Source organism: Stenotrophomonas sp. RG-453, assembly GCF_033843685.1.
In the GTDB taxonomy this organism is placed as follows: Bacteria; Pseudomonadota; Gammaproteobacteria; order Xanthomonadales; family Xanthomonadaceae; genus Stenotrophomonas; species Stenotrophomonas bentonitica_A.
The window spans coordinates 32,770-51,088 of record NZ_JAMYED010000007.1 but is presented as its reverse complement, the minus strand read 5'-3'; the positions used below and the strand labels follow the sequence as shown (position 1 = coordinate 51,088).

Genomic DNA, 18,319 nt, shown 5'->3' with positions numbered 1-18,319 from the left:
GGCGCCCATGTCGGGTGCGAAGAACGCTGTCAAGCGATCAGTTGCTGGACCGCGAGCAAGAGATCCTCGCGCCGATACGGTTTGCGTAGCAAGGTGCCACAGTGCCCGAGGTCGGGAGTGGCATCGGGCGCGTCATCGTGGCCAGTGGTCAGGAGCACCGCCAAGCCGGGCAGCTGCTCGCGCAAGGTGGATGCCAGCGAATGGCCGTTCATCGCGCCTCCCAGCATGACGTCGCTGAAGACCAAGGCCGTATCCGGATGCATCTTTGCGATCGCAAGTGCCTCGACCGCGTCGCATGCTTCCAAAGTGACATAGCCCGCCGCTTGGAGAAGCGATACGGCAACCCGTCGCACGCCGGGATCGTCTTCCACCACCAGAATGGTCTGCCGCGCGCCCTCCACACGATGTCGCGGGGGCAGCACGCGCTCTGGCAGGGACGTGGCGACCGGGAGGTACATGCTTACCGTTGTGCCTCGGCCGTGGACGGTGTCAATGTGCAACATGCCTCGGCTCTGCCTCGTGAAGCCATATACCATGCTCAGGCCAAGGCCGCTCCCCTGACCCATCGACTTGGTGGTGAAGAAGGGCTCGACTGCGCGTCGAGCGGTACTGGCGGACATGCCCATGCCGCGGTCCGCGATCCGGATGACAATGTAGTGCCCTGCCTGCAGATCCTCCATCTCCCGCGGTCTGACCCATTGCTCGCCAACGGAGAGCAGGATTTCGCCGTTTCCCGGAAGGGCATCGCGTGCATTCAACACCACGTTGACTAACGCTGTCTCAAGCTGGCAGGGATCCACATGCGCTGGTGGGAGGCCACGGTGACATTCGATCGTCAACGAGAATGACTCGCCCAGGATTCGTTGCAGCATGGTGCCCAGATCGTGGACCAGCTGGTGAAGCTTGACCGATTGGGGAGCCAGGGGTTGGCGTCTTGCAAAGGCAAGCAGCTTGGAGGTGAGAGATGCTCCGCGCGCCACTGAGTGGAGGGCACCTGCGATAAGATCGCGCGCGCTTTGGTGAGCGGCGTACTCGTCATCAAGAAGCTGCAGGCTGCCGGAGATGATGGTCAACAAGTTGTTGAAATCGTGCGCGATACCGCCGGTCAACTGGCCGAGCGCATCCAGGCGTTGCGCGTGGGCGAGTTGCTCCGCCGTTCTGCGGCGCTGCATTATCGCCGCAACCAGGACTGCGACGCCCTGTATCAGATGAAGGATGTCGTGCTGGATCGGTCGCGTATCTGTGGAAAGTACCATCAGAATCCCTGTCGGCTGGTCGCGGTCACGGAGCAGCGTTGCTGCACCACACGCAAACCCCTCACCAGCTTCGCCCAGCAGTTCCAATTGCCGATCATCAAGAATGGTGGCGCGGTCCACTGGAAGCGACGCTTCAATCAGCGCCCAGCGTGACGACAGTATGTGTTCAAGGGCCTCGCGGTTGATCTGTCCGGCAACGCGCACATCCATGGCTTGACCGTCCGACTCAGGAAAGGCCAACGCGACTGCGTCGGCCTGCAGTTCATCAATAAGCATGCCAGGCAGTGAGCGAACAAGCTGTTGCTCGCTGCCCGCGTCCAGTGCCATCTGTCCCAACCGCGCAATGAAGGCATCATAGCTGGCCCGCACCAGGGCTTGCCGAACGCGTTGACTCTCCGAGATATCGCGCACCGACGCCAAGTAGTGTCGTCCGTGTGTGGTGTCGATCGGACTCAACGCGATTTCCACCGGAAACTGCTGACCGTCCGCCTTCTGTCCGACCAGCACCTGATCGGATTGGCCCATCGGTCGGACGCGCGGAGACGACATGTAACCGAGGCGATGCTGGAGATGTCGCTCTCTCGCGTCGGCCGGTATCAGTGCTTCCACGGCGAGGCCAACGAGCCCGTCATCGCCATAACCAAAAAGACGCTCTGCGTTGCCGTTGGCACGGATTATGCGCCCCTCTGCATCCACCAACAGCAGCGCATCAGGAACGATATCAAATAACTGTGGGAGCATCAGTGCGGTCACGGCGACACGCTGGCAGCCAACCGATAGCCGACGCCTCGGGTCGCCTGGATCAGCTGAGGCTGCGAAGGATCACGTTCGAGCTTGCGCCTCAGTCGGCCGATGTGGACGTCGATAGCACGATCGAAGGGGCCCGCATCGCGTCCGTGTAGCGTATTCATCAGCTGATCCCTGCTCTGTACCTTGCCGGCGCCTTGAACCAGCGCGTAAAGCAGGTCGAACTCGGCCGAGGTCAAGCGGATCGCGTTGCCGTTACGGTCAAGCACCACCCGCTCCGACGCGTTGAGGAGTATCCCATCGAAGAGGAAAGTATCTCTGACTGATGGCGACGGATGCTGTGCACGCCGCAGCACCGAATGTATGCGGGCCAGCAGTTCGCGGTAATCAAACGGTTTGGTAACATAGTCATCGGCACCGAGCTCAAGGCCCACGACTCTATCCACCGAGTCACCTCGGCCGGTCACGATGATGACCGGAATCTGACAGGACTGATCTCGCAACATCGTCAGCCCATCCCCATCTGGCAGGCCGAGGTCCAGCAGGATCAGGTCAACCCCCCCTCGGGACAGGCATTGTTCCGCCGCCGCAACGCCTGCGGCAATGTGGCACTCGACGCCGTGATTCTGCAGGAAGCGGGCTGTGAGGCCGGCAATGGCCTCGTCGTCTTCGACCAAGAGGATGCGCGGTCGGGGGATCAGGGGTCGTTCGAGCACTGCCATCGACGCGCCCTTACGGCATAGTTTGGATGATCATACCCTTAGCTGCGGCCTGCACGTGGCAAGCCCTTGATTCATCTTTGCGAAGGCTCCACTGTTTCTTCCGGAGGGTCGTGATCATGGCGCGGTCAGCACCCCAAACCACGCCCCTATGGCGTAGGTGGCCCCCATTGCGATGGCGCCCCAGACCACAACCCGGAGCGCGCCGCGCAGTTGGGACGCTCCACCGAGCCGCGCCGCAACAGCCCCGAGCGCGGCCAGGACGCATAGCGTGGTTACGACGACAACTCCCGCCAGGTTGCTATGCGCCACGGTTGCAGCCAAAAGAACCGGGGGCAGGGCGCCGACGACAAATGATATTGCAGAGGCACCTGCTGCCTGGAGTGGCCTTGCCTTCAGTACATCGTGAATGCCCAGTTCGTCCCTCAGATGTGCTGACAGCGCGTCATGCGCGGTCAGCTCGCGGGCAACCTCCTCAGCAAGCCGTCGCGTCAACCCTCTCTTTTCGTAGATGGTTGTCAGCTCAAGCAACTCTGCGTCGGGCTGGCTCAGCAGCTCCCCGCGCTCCTTCTCTTCGTCTGCATTTTCCGCATCTGCCTGAGAGCTGACTGAAACGTACTCGCCCGCCGCCATCGAGAGTGCGCCGGCGATCAGTCCTGAGAGGCCCGCGACAAGTATCGTTTGAGTTACCGCGCCAGCACCGACCATGGCGACGACCAGGCTACTGGTCGATATAAGTCCATCATTTGCGCCCAATACTCCGGCACGCAACCAGCCGCCGCGTTGACTGCGATGAAATTCTCCGTGGCTCATGACATGTCCTTGGAGTGTGTCGAGCTTTTGAAGGTACTCCCAGCCCGCTGAAGGCACTAGGCGTCTAATCGGGCGGTCCCCCAACATTGGGTTGCGCGGATCAATAATGGTCAGCTTGCAAGTTGTCAGGTTAGATCTCATAGACCTTGTTCAGCAGAACATCTCAAAACTTTTCGTGTTCTTGGATGGACGACCGCCTGTGCTATTGCCTGAGGGAGAATTCACTATGCTCTTTGAACCCGCGCCACCAAGGACGCCACCTAGGAGGCTACGCGTTGGTATGCAGTTTCACAGTCACCTTCAACCCGTTGAGGCATTGCGACGTTCCAAGGCTGATCTTCCCGCCGTGCACGTCCAATGTCTCCTGGACGATAGACAGGCCTAATCCGCTGCCCTCCGCGCCACTTCCGATCACACGGTAGAAACGGTCGAAGACGCGGTCCTGCAGGTCCTTGGGAATGCCGGGTCCTGAGTCTTCCACCGTAAGAACGCATTGCTCGCCCGTCTGTTCGGTAGACAGCACCACGACCCCATGCTCGGGGGTATACCGTATGGCATTCTCGACGAGGTTGCGAACCAGCAGGCCCAACGAGAACTCGTCGCCGAAGACGTCCGCTTTGTCGAGAACGAGGTTCATGACCTGACTCTTGGAAGCCGCCAAGGCCTTGAGCTCTTCAACCTCGTTGCTCACCAGGGCGTCCAAGCTCAGCTTGCGAAACGTATCCTTGCTGATGTTGCGCTCGGTTCGGCTCAGCGACAGCAGCTGTGATACCAAGCGCTCAACCCGTTCGACCCCTCGGGCAAGCAACCGCTGTGACTCTTGGCGTTCTTCATCAAGCATGGCCAGCCGCGCGTTGTCGGCATGAACCTTCACTGCGGTGATCGGCGTGCGCAGCTCGTGTGCTGCATCTGCGATAAAGCGACGCTCGCGTGCCAAGGCTAGATCAAGCCGCTGCAGCAGCTCGTTTACCGCGCGAACCAGGCCGTGGACCTCCTCTGGGAGCTTCGTGTCATCCAAGGGTGTCATTCGGTCTAGGTCACGCTCACCGATGTCGGTGGAGACTTTCCGCAACGAGCGCGTCGCCCAGGCGACCGTCAGCCAGATGACCAAGGCCATCACCGGAAGCGCAAACAACAGTGGCAGCAGCGTGCCGATGGCGATGTCCTCGGCCAGCTCCTGGCGGATGTCCGAGCGCTCGGCGGACTGAAACCAGCGACCCTGTGACGAGCGCAGCGTAAAGGTGCGCCACTGCGCCCCGTCTATGTCGACATCCGCGTAGCCCGGCGACAAGCTCGCCATTGGCGCAGTGGGCGCACTGTCCGATCGAAGAAGCAGGCGACCCTCAGGTGCCCATATCTGAAACGCCAGCTTGTTTTCGTATGCGTGCCCGTCTTTGAAGGCCAATGCCTCGCCAACGCCGTCGGCGCGCCCGTGCCACCCGCGCAGGACGATGGGGTCGCCGGGAAATGCGCTCAGATCGCTGAGCGGCTCGTCCACCAGGCTCAACAGCACCCGCGAGGACTGCACCAGGCGAGCGTCGAACATTTCCCCGGCCTCCTGCAGCCCGGCCCGGTAGCTCAGACCGGCCGCCAGGAGCATGAGCAGGGAGAGCACCCCCAGCAACACGACCAGCAGGCGGCGACGGATGGACGTCATGCAGCCGCATCCGAGGGGTCGCCCAAGGCGTAGCCGATCCCCCGCACCGTGCGGATGATGCCTGGATCCAGCTTCCTGCGCAGTTGGTGGACATGCACATCGACGGCATTGCTGGCCACGTCCTCATCCCAGCCATACAGGTGCTGCTGGATGGTCTCGCGCCCAAGCGGTCTGCCTTGTTGTTCCATGAGCAGTCTCAGCAGGGCGAACTCTCTCCGCGTCAGGTCCAACGTGTGCCCTTTCCAGATAGCAGTCAGACCCGCCGGGTCCAGGCTCAGCGCGCCCGCTTCCAACGTCGGTTTTGCACGGCCTACGCTGCGGCGGAGCAGGGCGCGCACCCGGGCAAGCAGCTCGGGGGTGTCGAACGGCTTGCCCAGGTAGTCGTCGGCACCCACGTCCAGCCCAAGGGTGCGGTCAGACGCCCGCTCGCGGGCGCTGAGGACCAAAATGGGCACGTTTCCGCCCGCTGCGCGCACCTTGCGAATGACGTCGATCCCGTCCATTCGTGGCAGACCCAGGTCAAGCACAACCAGGTCCATGTCGCCGTCGCCGATGGCGGTCAGCGCGGAGGCACCGTCCTGCACCCAGTCCACGGCGTATGCCGCTCGACGTAGGGCGGTCCGGATACCTTCCCCGAGTGATGCATCGTCTTCGGCGAGCAGGATGCGCATGCAGGCAGTCTCGTTGTCCCGGGCTTACTTGGCAAGGTGGCCCCGGACCTCGTTGAGTTTGGCGGTCGCTTCGGCGCGCCGGCCGGCATCGGCGACTTCCCGGCCGGGGCGGGCAGGTGCAGCAATCGCCTTCTCGAGCGCTGCCCGGGCGCCTTGCCAGTTCTTCTGGTCGCGCAGGAAATCCCCGTAGAAGTAGTTGGCATCGATACCGTTCGGGTCCACGGCCAAGCCCTTCTTCAGCATGGCCGCTGCGGTGTCGTCATTGCCGAATCCCAATGGCCACCCCGGCACCTGGTAGTAAAGGGCTCCCAGGCTGGTGTAGGCCGCACCCTGCAGTGCGTTGGGATCTATCTTCAGGGCGGCCTCGAAGTCCGCACGTGCCTGTTTCACCAGGCTGAGTGCCCCCATGCCACCTTTCTCGCCGGCGAGGCTGGAGAGGACGATACCCTCCCAGATCAGTGCACCGGCATCACCCGGCTCGGTCTGACGGGTCTTCGCTGCCTGGCTGGCCAAGGCCTCGAACGCGGTCTGTCGCTGCGGCTTACTGGTCTGGTAGTTGATCTGGGCCCAGCGGTCGCGCAACTGGGCGACCGTCATGGGCGTTCCCGGTTCGGCGGCACAGGCAATGCCGACCAACATGACCAACGCGCTGATGAGCAGGATGAACATGGTTTTACCGTGACGTTGCTTCATGGGAGGAGTCCTCGTGGATGGGCTGCGCTTGAGCGGCGTGGCGCCTGATGATGGGAAGCTGGGCACGCAGGCTGCGGTCGACCAGCGCGGGGAACATGCCGTTGATGCGCGCGAACAGCTTTTCCGGCCAGCCGAGCTGGCGGCGCCGGTCGCCTTGGACGATAGCGTGGACAAGCGCAGCGGCGACGGTCTCCGGCGCATCGCTGCCGACCTTGAGCTCGGCATTGAGCGCATCGACGGCAGGCGTATTGAAGGCGGTGCGCGTGGCGCGCGGGGAGAGATACTGGAAGCTCAGGCCGGTGCCGTCGTGTTCCCGTGACAGCGCTTCCATGAGCCCCCGCAGGCCGAACTTGCTGGCGCTGTAGGTGGCGAAGCCGGCGAAGCCAATGCTGCCGAAGGTGGAGCCGATGGCAACAACGCTGGCCTGTTCGTGGCGGCGCAAGACCGGCAACAGGGCGTGGATCAGCAGCGCCGAGCCGACCAGGTTGGTCTGCAGCAGGTTTTCCAGCTCATCGGGGTGCTGGTCTTCAAACAGACCGAACGCGCTCTGGGCGTGGCCCAGCACCAGCATCGAGGGGGAGACATTTGCCTGTCCGATCGCAGCGATCAGGTGGGAGCGGCCTAGTGGCGCGGACAGGTCGGCGACCACGGTGTGCACGCGCCCGGCCGGTAGCGCAGCGGCAAGTGTGGTGAGCCGGCTGCGGTTGCGCCCGACGGCCATGATCGAGGCGCCGGCCTGGACCAACGCGTGGCACAGCGCCACGCCGATGCCGCCACTGGCGCCGGTGACGATGACGGTCCTCCCGGCGAGATTCATCACGCGGCCTCCGCCCAGCGCACGCCGTCCTGACGCAGCGTGCGGAAGATGTCGCCATACAGCACGTAGAAGCGCCGGGCGGCGTGGATGACGGCCTGCTGATCCGCCGGATCATCCAAGCGCTCCATCAGCCCTTCGAAGAAACCGACATGCTCGATGTCCAGGTCGCCGTGGGACAGCAGGTAGCTGAACGCGTTTCGCGGCAGGTCGAGCGAGGTCTGGATCGTGTTGGCCGCACGGGTCGCCAGCGCCACGCTGGTTCCCTCCAGCACCAACACCATGCCGAAGAAACCGACCGGGTTGCCGCGGTGGATGGTGTCGTAGGCGTAGCTCACCATCAACTCGGTGGCCAGTGACGGCAGGCTGGCGGCGGCTTGGGCGCGGTCTGCACCGCAGGCCGCAAGGTCGTCCAAGATCCACTCCTGGTGGCCCATCTCTTCTTCGATGTACTCACCAATGGCGGTGCGCAGCCATTCAAGCCGGGCCGGCAGACGCGCCCCGCAGGCCATCAACAGCGGGACGGTGTGCCTGACATGGTGGTAGGCCTGCCCCAGAAAGGCGACGTAGTCTTCGCGGGAAATCTGGCCCCCCAGCGCGGACTGGATGATCGGCACGGAGATCAGGGTGGACCGCTCCTGCTGGGTCTGGGCGAGCAGTTCGGAATGGAAACTCATGCGGATACTCCCGTGGAAGGAACGGAGGCGGGACGGCGATAGCTCGCATCGACCTCGGCCTGGAAATGGGACAGGATGGCGTCGCGACGCGGGCGCCCATTGGCGGTGAGCAGCCCGGTACTTGCAGAGAATGGCGCCGGTGCGCGCACGATGCGCGAGACGCGGGCGTAGTCGGGCAAGCCGGCGTTGACCTCGGCTACGGCGCGGGCGAGGGCGGCATCGTCCAGGTCGGCGCGACGCGGAACCAGCACGGCGACGTTGTCGGCCTGTGCTTCGCCCCATACCACCGCCTGGGCCAGGTCTGGATGGGAGAGAAGCTCGCTTTCCACCCATTCCGGCGAGACATTACGACCAAAGGCGGTGATGAAGACATTCTTGCGGCGGCCGGTGACGTGGACGAATCCGTCAGCGTCGACGTGGCCCAGGTCGCCAGTGCGGATGGGACCGTCGGGAAGCGGTTCGGCACCGAGGTAGCCCAGTGCGCGTGCCCCATCGACCTGGATTTCATTGTCGACAATGGCGATACGAGCGTGTGGAAGCGCTTTGCCGACGCTGCCATCCCGGCTCGCACCGGGTTGATTGAGGCACACCACCGAGGCACATTCGGTCAGCCCATAGCCTTCGAAGACCGGCAGCGCCAGGGCGCGCGCCCGTGCAAGCAACCCCGGCCCCACGCGCCCGCCGCCGACGGCGATATAGCGCAGCGAGGCGGGCAGGGGAGCACCGCTTTCGGCGGCCATCACCACCGCCAGTAGCAGCTGAGGCACCAGGATGACGCTCTCCGGCTGATAGCGGTGCAGGCACCGAAACAGCGTCGGCACGTCCAGGCCCGAGGCGCCGGTGTAACCGATCTCCGCCAGCGACGGGAGCGCGATCTGCGCGTCCGAGAGCAGTGTTGCATACAGCCCGACGACGTTCTCCAGGAGCGTGGAGAGCGGCATCAGGCAGAGGTGGCGGTGCGGCGCAATCGCCGACGACCCTTGCACCAGTGAACTGGCCACCGTAAGCAGCGTGTCGGCCGACAGGCACACGCCCTTCGGGCGGCCGGTCGTGCCGGAGGTGTAGGTCACGCATGCGGTGCCAGTGGGAAGGTCGACCGACGTCGCCGGACAGGTCCGCCACTGGGCGAGCGTCCCGCCATCCAGGGTCCCCAGTGCGCCCGTGCTGCCTGTTGGCGCAGGCGCACCGCCGGCGGTGACCACGCATTGGGCGCCGCTGGACTCAAGGGCATGGGAAATCTGTTCAGGGGAAAAGAACGTCGGCAGCGGCACATGCACGCCGCCAAGCTCGCGCACGGCAAGATCCAAGACCAGCCAGTGAATACCGTTGTCCAGCTGGCTTGCGACGCGGTCGATGCCTTGCAGGTCCAGCCGACTAGCCAATCGCAATGCGCGTTGCCGGATCTGCTCATCGCCAATTTCCGCGCTGGAAGTGAGCACGCGTGCCTTGCGCCCGCCGAGACCGGCGATCAGGGGAGAGGTCAGTGCGTTCATTGCGCCCCCGCCATGGCTTGCAGAGATGGATCAGGATCCGTCTTGGCGCGCGAATCGCGTTTTCGTGCTTGATGCAAGAACGCACGTCCGGCAGCGACATTCCCGCAGACCACCTTCGGCCGGGCCTGGTAGTAGCTGCCCCACTGGGAGGCATCGCCGGTGAGTCGCTCTGGGCTTGCTTCGCCAAGTTCCACCGTCACCAGATGCAGTCGGTCGAGGGCGTTCCGCAGCTGTTGGGTGGCAGCGAACAGCACCCAGCGCACGCGTGCGGCATGCAGCATCTCGGTCAACCGGACAATCAGCTCACGGGCGATGCCAGGCGTGGTGGCGGCAAAGTTGCCGATCTCGGCGATACGGTCGCGGCCCACATTGGCGATCTCCCGATGCGAGAGGATGGCCTGCACGGGTTCATCGAGATATTGCTCGACAAACAATGGGCCTTCGCTGCCCGCGCGCATGCCGACCGCCGCCACCAAGTGCCCCTGGCCATCCCGGAACGCAAGCAGATGGGGCAGAAACGCGTGAAGGGTGGCACCGTAGCGTTCGCGATATACGTGGGCGATGAACTGCTCCACCTCGCTGCGGCTTGAGTCTTGAGGGCCCACGACCTGCGACAGCGGCAGGATCGACGGGAACGTGACAGCGAGAGAGGTGGGGATCCAGGACATGGCGAGCATGCTGGCCGGCCCGGATTAAGGACGAATTAGCCGTTAGTTAAGCAGTCATTATCTTTTGGGAAGACTTTCGTTGCGGTCGCCCAGCCATCTTTCATAGCCCCCAGGCGCTCAGGAGCAAGTGCGTATCCTCGATGGGCATTTGATCAATCGCCGGCAGTGCGGAGGATCAGGGGTGTTTATCGTGGTAGGGCAGATGTCCGCTCTTGGCCGAAAGCGAACCATTGGAGGGGGAAGGCTTGGCGATGTATATCGGGCGAAGGACAGGTGTCCGGTCCGTGCCGGCCACATCAGGCAAGGTCACTCGCCAAGCAGCTGCCTTTCCGTCCCCGGCGACGGTGGCCATACTAAGGTCATGACCTACATTCGCCGAATCCAGACGCACCTGACCGGCCAGTTGCGGAGCGAGGCATGGCGGCGCCGTGCCGCCCTCTGGACGGGCGCGGTGGTGGTTGCGCTCGCCGCGATCCTTTTTTCCAAGGCCAGCGATGCGGCATTTGCCCTGTTTCGACGCGCCATTGAGCACTCGCCGTGGTGGGCGCTGCTGCTCACGCCGGGAATCTTTGCGCTGCTGGCGTGGCTGACCAGCGGGGTGCTTCGTCCCACCCGGGGCAGTGGGATTCCCCAGGTGATCGCGGCGCTGGACAAGCCAGATGAAGCATTCCGGACAACCAACCTTTCACCGGCGGTCTCGGCAGGCAAGCTGCTCCTGACCTCGCTGTCGCTGCTGGGAGGTGCATCGGTGGGTCGCGAGGGGCCAACCGTGCACGTGGGCGCGAGCCTGATGTACCTGTTTGGCCGCTGGTTCGGTTTCAAGGATCCGCGGGAGCTGTCGCACTTCCTGTTGGCGGGCGGTGCGGCCGGTATCGCGGCGGCCTTCAACACGCCGCTGGCCGGCATCGTGTTCGCTATTGAAGAACTCAGCGGGCGCTTCGAGCATCGCTTCTCGGGCACGCTGTTGACGGCGGTCATCGTCGGCGGCGTAGTGTCGCTGGGCCTTCTAGGGAACTACACCTACTTCGGCCATGTGACAGCGGGCTTGCCGTTGGGGCAGGGGTGGTTGGCCATCCTGCTGTGCGGGGTGGTGGCGGGTCTGCTGGGCGGGGTATTTGCCCGCATGGTGCTGGCCAGCGCTGCAGGGCGCCCGCGCTGGCTGGGCAACCTGCGGCAGCGGCATCCGGTGCTGCTGGCAGCTGGCTGCGGGCTGGTGGTGGTGGCACTGGCGGCATTGTGCGGCGATGGGGCCTTTGGCACCGGCTATGAGCAAGCGCGCAGTCTTGTGCAGGGTCAACCGACGGTTGGGCACGAGTTTGGGCTGATGAAGCTGCTGGCGAACCTGGCCTCTTATGCGGCCGGCATTCCGGGCGGACTGTTCTCACCGGCCCTGGCCGTCGGCGCCGGCCTGGGCCACAACCTAGCGGTGGTGATGCCCGGCGTGGACCCGCGCGCGTTCGTGCTGCTGGGCATGTGCGCATACCTTACCGGTGTCACCCAGGCGCCATTGACCTCGGCGGTCATCTCGCTCGAACTGACGGACAGTGGCGATCTGCTGCTGCCTATCCTGGCAACGGTACTCACTGCCCGTGGGATGTCCGGGCTGGTGTGCCGGACGCCGATATACAAGGGACTGGCGGAGCAGTTGCTGTCGCCGGGTTTGCAGCAACCGAGCAGCAAATCGTAACCATTTGTCGCTGCCGCGATCTCGCCGATTCAAATTGGCTGGATGCATCAGTGGGCGGTCCCGGCAGGCAACGTGCTGCTAAGAGTGGCGGTGATAGGCGGGTACCGGACGGCCGTACTCAACGATCTGCCGGACCGCCTCGATCTTGAACTCATCGGTGTACCGCTTCGTGCTCATAACCACCTCCGCCTAAGCCATAGTTTATGGCTGCGAGGTGTCTACGGAACCCTGGGCGATTCAATGGGGCTGAAAGTAGACGCCGTTGCCGTCGCTGTGGACCAGCTCGACGTGGAGCCCGTGTCGTCCGACGATGATCGAAAGCTGTGGTCGCTTGTCTCTTCTACACGCGGCCAATCTGCGCCACTCCGAGCGGTCCAACCCAGACGGAATGGGGTAGTCCTCCGGGTGGGTGTGCCATTCGCCCAGATACCGCACGGTGCCACGGGAGGCGCGCCATCGATCAAGCGCAAGCTTGGCGTGGCCGATAGCGGAGCGGTGGAAAAAAGTGCGCAGCCTGACATCCCAGACGGTTGGAGCGGTGGCCTGTTCAATGATGAGATGCTCGCCATGAACTGTCCCAAGAAGTAGCCCGCCTGACTCGGGAGCTTCATCGCTATCCTGTATGTAGCGGGCAAACACGCCCAAAGTGTCTGGCGAAAGATGGATAAGCTTGCGCTGATCACGGCTGGACCAGTCATTCGTCAGTGGCATGCTGGGCATCCGCGTTCAATGGGCAGATCACCGTCCGGCGTAGCTTGTGCGAAGTCACGGTTCAGCACTTGCGTGCGCAGAGCGGGGGAGACGATATCATTGGCCCAATCGAGCGCCGCATCTACCCCCAAGCTAGCTGCTTGAATGGAAACCGAGGCGCCAAAAGGCACATACAATCCCTCGCACCCATGCCCTGACAGAATGCTGGGCAAAGGCTCGGTGGTCGAGCACATCTCTCCACGCCGAGTGAATTCCCAAAGACACCGATAGCAGCCGCCCTGCACTGTTCTAAGCAACGTGCGCACGGCAACTCCCGGGCCCTCAATCCAGACGGAAAGCACCTGAGTCGGCCGTGGGTAGTAGTTCGCCAGCCAATGGCCCAAGGACTCCTCGCCGGTCGCATCGATGAGAAGGTGTTGATCGGACAGATCGACTTCCCGGGCATCCTGGGTGACCGCTTCAATCGATACGCCAGGTGCCAAGCGCCGAAGTTCCTCAGCCATGGCCACGGATTTCTTCTGGAGCAGGGAGGGAAACCCTAATCGGTGACGCCCCAGATTCTGTGGTACCAGAGTGTCGAAATCGATCAGTTTCAGCGTGCCACCCTGAGTTCCTGCGCCGGCCTTGACCAGCATTTCGGCCAGGAAGCCGCCTATTGTCCCACAGCCAAGCAACGCGATTGTCTTCCCAGCGAGCGTGGACCGCCCTGGAATATTGCGCTCGGCGATATAACGCTCATCAATCCTGAATACGGAGAACGGAAGTATTTCCAATCCCAGCGTGCGATCGCGCCGATCTGCAAACTTCACCTTCGGAGCCTGCTCATCTCGTTCATAGATGACCCCAAAGGCATACGTTATCTTTGGTGAGTCGATCAGAATAAGAAGCGCGTTGAGCCGATCGCGCTCACCTTGCTGGATACGACGATGGATGCTTCGCCTACAGCGACTGTCCAGTTGGCTTTGCCATGTCAACAGCGAGCTGACGGTGGTGGGCGGCCACACGCCTGGGACAGGGCGTGGTTGGGCAGTGGTCTCTATTTTGTAGGTCGGGGTGGTCCTTTCGGTTGGGGTGAATCCTAGTAGTTCAGCCTTCTTCTTGGTTCGCGCAAGGTTGTCTGTAACGAACCAGATCGGGCGTTCGTTGCCCTCCACGATGAAGCACTCCTGGCGTCCCTGAGCACTTCCGTCGAGGTCGGAAAGGCAATACGCACCATTCCAATACGCATAGAACTCCTCGGTCAGGTCTTCTACCATCTCCCCCCGCATGATCCGATCGAAAACATGCTGCGCCTGCCGCAGGCAAGCCAGCGATTGGCCGATCGGGTCAAATATGTCCAACGTCACCGTGCCATTGGCGATGTAGCAAAGCCCGCCATTGGCGTTGAGGTGGGGGACTACGGCAGGAAGATGTGATGGGATCTCGAGCAGCCGGAAGCGCGGAAGTTCAAAGAAGTTGGGATCCAGTACTATTTCGCATGGCACCCCCTCCGGAGTGACGTCCGAGAACAGATGCCCAGAAACCCGGAACCAACCGTTATCTGCCTTGCCTGCGAAATCGAAGCCTTCGCGCCCAAACGCCTCAATCACCTGCATGGGCGTGGCACGGCTCACCCTGCCTTGCTCCGGCCGACGAGCTCACTGGGTCCGGGCTGAGCCGAAGTGGCACCGATTGTTGCAACAACCGAGACCACCTTGATGCGCTCCTCATCGGCGGGGAATCGATCGCCGAACTCGCTGCGCATCCACACGCAGGCCTGAGAAGGGCTGGACGCATTTACGCAGCCGCGAAGCGTGACCTCAAGCGCCTCGAAGGCTTGTGCGGCATCTTCCACCCCGCGCTTGCCCAGACGGGCAGTCAACGACTCGCTGTTCTCGACTGGGTTTACCACACCCGCCCGCAGGCGCTGCGGCAGCCCGGCTACGACATCCAGCAGCGCAAGGTCATCCCGCCGCTCACGTTTCTCGAAAATGGGTGCTGCAGCCGACATCAGGAGGATGGAGGAGGGGCCGCCGCTCTCCCAGCGCCAGTCCCGAAAGGCCTTTAGATAACGAATGACCCGGCGGAACTGCTCCCCTTTCTCGTCAACCTCCAGCAGGAACCACTCTTTGACGGGGCGGGGGTCTGAGGCCATCCAGTTGCATTTACGGTGGGCCAGAAGCACCTTGTCGCGGGGCAGGGCGGTCCAGGCGTCGCGTTCGGCGAAGATGGCTGCCTCGGCAATGGAGTCAAATCCATATTTCTCCATGGACGCCTTGGTCAATGCGGTGAACTCGCTGTCAGGGATGGCGTAGAGCGGGATGTCGATGTGGGCGAAGCCACAGATCACGATCCGGATGCAAGTGTCCTTGTTGTTCACAAGCTCCCACTTCTTCCGTTCGATCAGCGGAGCAAGTGCTTGCTCGGCAGCCTCGAAGAAAATGGTGGAAGCCACGCTCGGTCGCGTGCCTTGAGATACAAAGCTCATCGGCAAGTAGCACCCGTCATCAACGTCGGCTTGCTGCGGCTTTCGGGCCGGCGCGTTGAGCGTCTTGTACGCCCAGGAGCCTTGCGTGAAGAATCGCGGCTGCGGCACCGTATCGGTGTAGCCACGTTCAGCCAGAACGCGAGGAATTCCCGTACGCAAGCAGTCTCGAACCTCGGCCCGGGCGTGCGCAATCAGCGCACGCTCGGCGTCGCTCAAATCCAGGTTGGAATGCAGGCACGCCTCATCGGCGACCGTGGTGAACAACAGCGGGCTGAGGTTGAGCATATCGGTTCCTATGCGTTTTTGAGAGGGCCGTGGTAGAACACGGGCGAGGCGGCTATGTGGTCACGGAAGGGCTTAAACAGAGGATTGCCCAGTGCGCGTTGGGCTGCATGCTTACCCCGATCCTTTAGGGTGTTAGTGGCACCGACGGACACGCGATCCAATGCCTTGATGTCGCGGCATTGGTCCGGCGTAGCCTGATCGTCAATCTGCAGGTACTTGTCTTCAAGTGATTGCCGCAGCATGTAATCCACCGAGGATTCCTGGGCAGAAATGACCAGGTCGAACAGCCCGCCGCGCCACATTCCGAACCCTCGATCCAGAGTTGCACCGCCGCGCAGGGTGGCACCGATGGTCATGGTACCGATGGAGAGAACCCGGATCTCGGCCTGCCCACCCGGTGCCAGAAAGGTCCTCACTTCATGCAGCCCAAACAGTCCCGGGGCGTTGCCTACCAGGCCGCCATCTGCAAAGACTCCGCGATCGTTCCTGGATAGCGGGAAATAGACAGGTGCTGCGGCCGTCGCCATGGCCACGTCCGTCACCTGCATGCGGTGGTCAAGCTCAAAGGTGGGATGGTGGGGCGTCTTGAAGAACTGCCCTCGCCCGGTGGTGTAGTTCACCGCCGGAATCAGCACACGATGCTTCAGATCGCCGATGGTCGTGGCACCAAAGCGCTCATTTAGCAACCCCTGAAGGCCTGCCGAATCGTGCTTGGCTGCGAGCCAGAACCCAAACAGCCGGCGCGCCAGGCTACGTCGACCGAAGATGCGATTGCCCTGATCCTCAAACAGGCCTTTGAGCTCTACGGCAGGAATCTCGTTAGCCAAGCCCAAGGCCAACATCCCGCCTGCCGACGTTCCGCAGATCAGGTCAAAATGCGCAGCAATGGGTCGCCCCAGAACCGCTTCCAGTTCAGCAAGTACCGTGGCCGTGTACAGGCCACGATAGCCGCCTCCTGAAAGTGCGAGCACGTGGTAGGTCGGGATGTCAGCCATGGTCATCAGCCCTTCGGAGGGTTGGGGTCATGGCCGTGACTGTCTTTGTCACGGATCTGACCGTTCGGACGATGGATCACCAGCTCACTTTGCTGGTTGCGGGCGATCCCGCGACCGGCATCGATGGCTTCCTGCTGGGTCTGGTGGACCGAGGTTGCCCGCTGGTTGCCAGCACCGCGGACGGCCCAGCCATCCGAATGGGGTACGACATGTTGGTTCTTGCGTGGCATCTCGAGCTCCTATGTAGGTGGTGCAGACCACGTGGATAACCAGGTTGCTGCCGGTACCGCAATGAAGCACAATGCGTTGCTTGTCCAGACAACGGCCCGGGTATGGGCCGCCCCATTCATGAGAACGGAGCGCGTTGTCTGGATGGACAACACGCTAGCAGGCCTTGGGCGCGAAAGCAACTGGGATCCCCAAAATGGGGGTAAAGCCTCGCCTGGCGTGCCTTTGCACCGATCAGGAGTCAAAAATGCCGCAGACCGGCTTAGGCGTTGCCCTAAAGACGCTTAGAGAGCGAAATGGGATGTCGTTGAGGGATATTGGTCAGCGCTCCTCGACCGACCATGCGTACATCCATCGATTGGAAACGGGCGAAAAGACCAGCCCATCCAACGATCTGGTAGCCAAACTGTTGGCCGTACTGACACCAAGTGAGCGCGATGCAGGTATCGTCTACTGGCTGATGGACCACCCTGAGGCGGACGTGGATCTGGTGGACTATGTCCTGCAAAATGGAGACGTCAGCCTGGAAGTCTTCTCCGCCGCTGCGGGCATGAAACATCGAGGAACGGTCAGGCCGGACCCGGTTACTTTGATATCCAGAGTGAGGCGGGCATTCGAGGACGATGACGAGGATGGCTAAGCATGGACGAGCTGTGGGTTAGGCAGAAGGCGCGGGGGTTTGTCGCCAAAGTGGCGTTACCGCCGGTCTTTGGTGATCTGACGCCCTATCTGGAGGCTATCAACGCCAAGCTCCGACAAGAGGAGCTTGAACAAGGTGAATCTGGGTACACCATCACGAAGCCCAATGGCCGTCACATCGTGACGGTCAACAGCACTGAAACGCTGGAACGCCAGCGCTTTACGATCTGCCACGAGATTGCGCACATCCTTCTGGAGCTTCCCTCCAGTCACGAAGAGGTGCCTTCTTGGTCCTATGCCAAGCGGCACCCCAATGAGGTGGCCTGCGACACCTTCGCGTCAGAACTGTTGATGCCTTACAAGCTATGGCTGGACAAGGTGCCGCCGGACGACCCCTCCATGGAGGTCATCGAGAATCTGGCCGTCACATTTGGCACTTCTTTCCCTGCAGCTGCGTCACGGTACGCAAGCCTCAGTCACAGACCATGCGCCTTTGTCACGATGGACCGCGGTGCCGTTCGATACGCCTCTCGCTCCACATCGCTACGCAACGTCAACGCGCAAATCCCAGCTCGATCGATGATTCCGGCAGGGTCGGTCGCCAGACGCTTACGTGAAGCAGCTGTCAGCGCCGCCGCCGCCGGCGAAGTGCCCCAGGACATCTGGTTCGACAACTGGGAGAAGGGGGGCGTTCTGTGGGAAATCAGCCGTCACTTCTCAAGCCGCGATACTACGGTGTCGCTACTTTGGTTTGACGAAGACGAACTACCAGATAGAGAGCTCGACCGGTTCGGCACATCGATTGATGAGGAGGACGGGCTGGAAGAGCTCACCGGCCACCTCTCTTGGAACAAACAGAAGCGCTAATTGTCCTCGCTTGCTTGATCGACAGCAGGAGCAATCAGTCAACCAAGGAAGACTCAAGAGACTGAGGTCACCGTTCCGAACTTGGCCATCGAACTATTGTTCCTGGTGAGGCAGGGCACAGCTGCAATCCTTCGCAGTGGCGAATTGGAGACATTCGGTCCATAGCCCGAAATTCTCGCATTCCCGCTTCGGAATCCGGTTCTTCCCTGTAGCCATTTAGCCAGTAGATCAT

18 protein-coding genes and 1 pseudogene are annotated in these 18,319 nt (G+C 62.3%); 3 read left to right on the top strand and 16 right to left on the bottom strand.

Annotated features, from left to right (window positions below; translation table 11 throughout):
• Positions 1–29: 29 nt before the first annotated feature.
• From NJD74_RS14160 to NJD74_RS14115, 10 genes are all read right to left on the bottom strand, one after another.
• Positions 30–2,009, bottom strand: coding sequence for a PAS domain S-box protein (locus NJD74_RS14160; RefSeq protein WP_319624405.1), 1,980 nt, complete (start codon positions 2,007–2,009; stop codon positions 30–32).
• The gene (locus NJD74_RS14155; RefSeq protein ID WP_319624404.1) at positions 2,006–2,725 is read right to left on the bottom strand and encodes a response regulator transcription factor; all 720 of its coding nucleotides are present in this window, start codon (positions 2,723–2,725) and stop codon (positions 2,006–2,008) included. The genes NJD74_RS14160 and NJD74_RS14155 overlap by 4 nt, the downstream gene beginning before the upstream one ends.
• 114 nt (positions 2,726–2,839) lie before the next feature.
• Positions 2,840–3,535 (bottom strand): VIT family protein, encoded by a 696-nt coding sequence (locus NJD74_RS14150; protein ID WP_319624403.1) that lies wholly within the window; start codon positions 3,533–3,535, stop codon positions 2,840–2,842.
• Between the two features lie 268 nt (positions 3,536–3,803).
• Entirely contained in the window at positions 3,804–5,171 is a 1,368-nt protein-coding gene (locus NJD74_RS14145; RefSeq protein ID WP_319624524.1) for an ATP-binding protein, read from the bottom strand.
• Positions 5,172–5,188: 17 nt separating this feature from the next.
• On the bottom strand, positions 5,189–5,863 hold the full coding sequence (locus tag NJD74_RS14140; protein ID WP_187576260.1) for a response regulator transcription factor: 675 nt from the start codon (positions 5,861–5,863) through the stop codon (positions 5,189–5,191).
• Between the two features lie 24 nt (positions 5,864–5,887).
• On the bottom strand, positions 5,888–6,502 hold the full coding sequence (locus tag NJD74_RS14135) for a hypothetical protein (protein ID WP_319624523.1): 615 nt from the start codon (positions 6,500–6,502) through the stop codon (positions 5,888–5,890).
• Between the two features lie 34 nt (positions 6,503–6,536).
• Positions 6,537–7,373, bottom strand: coding sequence for an SDR family oxidoreductase (locus NJD74_RS14130; protein ID WP_319624402.1), 837 nt, complete (start codon positions 7,371–7,373; stop codon positions 6,537–6,539).
• Positions 7,373–8,047: an iron-containing redox enzyme family protein gene (locus tag NJD74_RS14125; protein ID WP_187576261.1), complete on the bottom strand. Its 675-nt coding sequence runs from the start codon at positions 8,045–8,047 to the stop codon at positions 7,373–7,375. The genes NJD74_RS14130 and NJD74_RS14125 overlap by 1 nt, the downstream gene beginning before the upstream one ends.
• Positions 8,044–9,540: an AMP-binding protein gene (locus NJD74_RS14120; protein ID WP_319624401.1), complete on the bottom strand. Its 1,497-nt coding sequence runs from the start codon at positions 9,538–9,540 to the stop codon at positions 8,044–8,046. Before NJD74_RS14120 ends, NJD74_RS14125 begins: the two co-directional genes overlap by 4 nt.
• The gene (locus NJD74_RS14115) at positions 9,537–10,208 is read right to left on the bottom strand and encodes a thermostable hemolysin (RefSeq protein ID WP_319624400.1); all 672 of its coding nucleotides are present in this window, start codon (positions 10,206–10,208) and stop codon (positions 9,537–9,539) included. The genes NJD74_RS14120 and NJD74_RS14115 overlap by 4 nt, the downstream gene beginning before the upstream one ends.
• Before the next feature lie 361 nt (positions 10,209–10,569).
• Here NJD74_RS14115 and NJD74_RS14110 point away from each other — a divergent pair, with 361 nt between their 5' ends.
• Positions 10,570–11,895, top strand: a complete 1,326-nt coding sequence (locus NJD74_RS14110; RefSeq protein ID WP_319624399.1) for a chloride channel protein — start codon at positions 10,570–10,572, stop codon at positions 11,893–11,895.
• Positions 11,896–11,997: 102 nt separating this feature from the next.
• On the opposite strand, the pseudogene NJD74_RS14105 reads toward NJD74_RS14110, so the two are convergent.
• The 6 genes and pseudogenes from NJD74_RS14105 to NJD74_RS14080 all read right to left on the bottom strand — a co-directional run.
• Positions 11,998–12,072 (bottom strand): annotated as a pseudogene (locus NJD74_RS14105) (transposase); the annotation flags it as partial.
• Between the two features lie 60 nt (positions 12,073–12,132).
• A complete protein-coding gene (locus NJD74_RS14100; RefSeq protein ID WP_319624398.1) occupies positions 12,133–12,606 on the bottom strand; it encodes a Mov34/MPN/PAD-1 family protein in 474 nt (157 codons plus the stop codon).
• Positions 12,597–14,219, bottom strand: coding sequence for a ThiF family adenylyltransferase (locus NJD74_RS14095; protein WP_319624397.1), 1,623 nt, complete (start codon positions 14,217–14,219; stop codon positions 12,597–12,599). Before NJD74_RS14095 ends, NJD74_RS14100 begins: the two co-directional genes overlap by 10 nt.
• Positions 14,216–15,358, bottom strand: coding sequence for a CBASS cGAMP synthase (locus tag NJD74_RS14090; RefSeq protein ID WP_319624396.1), 1,143 nt, complete (start codon positions 15,356–15,358; stop codon positions 14,216–14,218). Before NJD74_RS14090 ends, NJD74_RS14095 begins: the two co-directional genes overlap by 4 nt.
• An 8-nt stretch (positions 15,359–15,366) precedes the next feature.
• Positions 15,367–16,353: a CBASS cGAMP-activated phospholipase gene (locus NJD74_RS14085; protein WP_319624522.1), complete on the bottom strand. Its 987-nt coding sequence runs from the start codon at positions 16,351–16,353 to the stop codon at positions 15,367–15,369.
• A gap of 5 nt (positions 16,354–16,358) precedes the next feature.
• Complete coding sequence (locus NJD74_RS14080; protein WP_319624395.1) at positions 16,359–16,583, bottom strand: DUF2188 domain-containing protein; 225 nt, start codon at positions 16,581–16,583, stop codon at positions 16,359–16,361.
• A gap of 245 nt (positions 16,584–16,828) precedes the next feature.
• On the opposite strand from NJD74_RS14080, the gene NJD74_RS14075 reads away from it, so the two are divergent.
• Positions 16,829–17,221, top strand: a complete 393-nt coding sequence (locus NJD74_RS14075; protein ID WP_319624394.1) for a helix-turn-helix transcriptional regulator — start codon at positions 16,829–16,831, stop codon at positions 17,219–17,221.
• Positions 17,222–17,223: 2 nt separating this feature from the next.
• Positions 17,224–18,087: an ImmA/IrrE family metallo-endopeptidase gene (locus tag NJD74_RS14070; RefSeq protein WP_319624393.1), complete on the top strand. Its 864-nt coding sequence runs from the start codon at positions 17,224–17,226 to the stop codon at positions 18,085–18,087.
• The last annotated feature ends 232 nt before the right edge of the window (positions 18,088–18,319 follow it).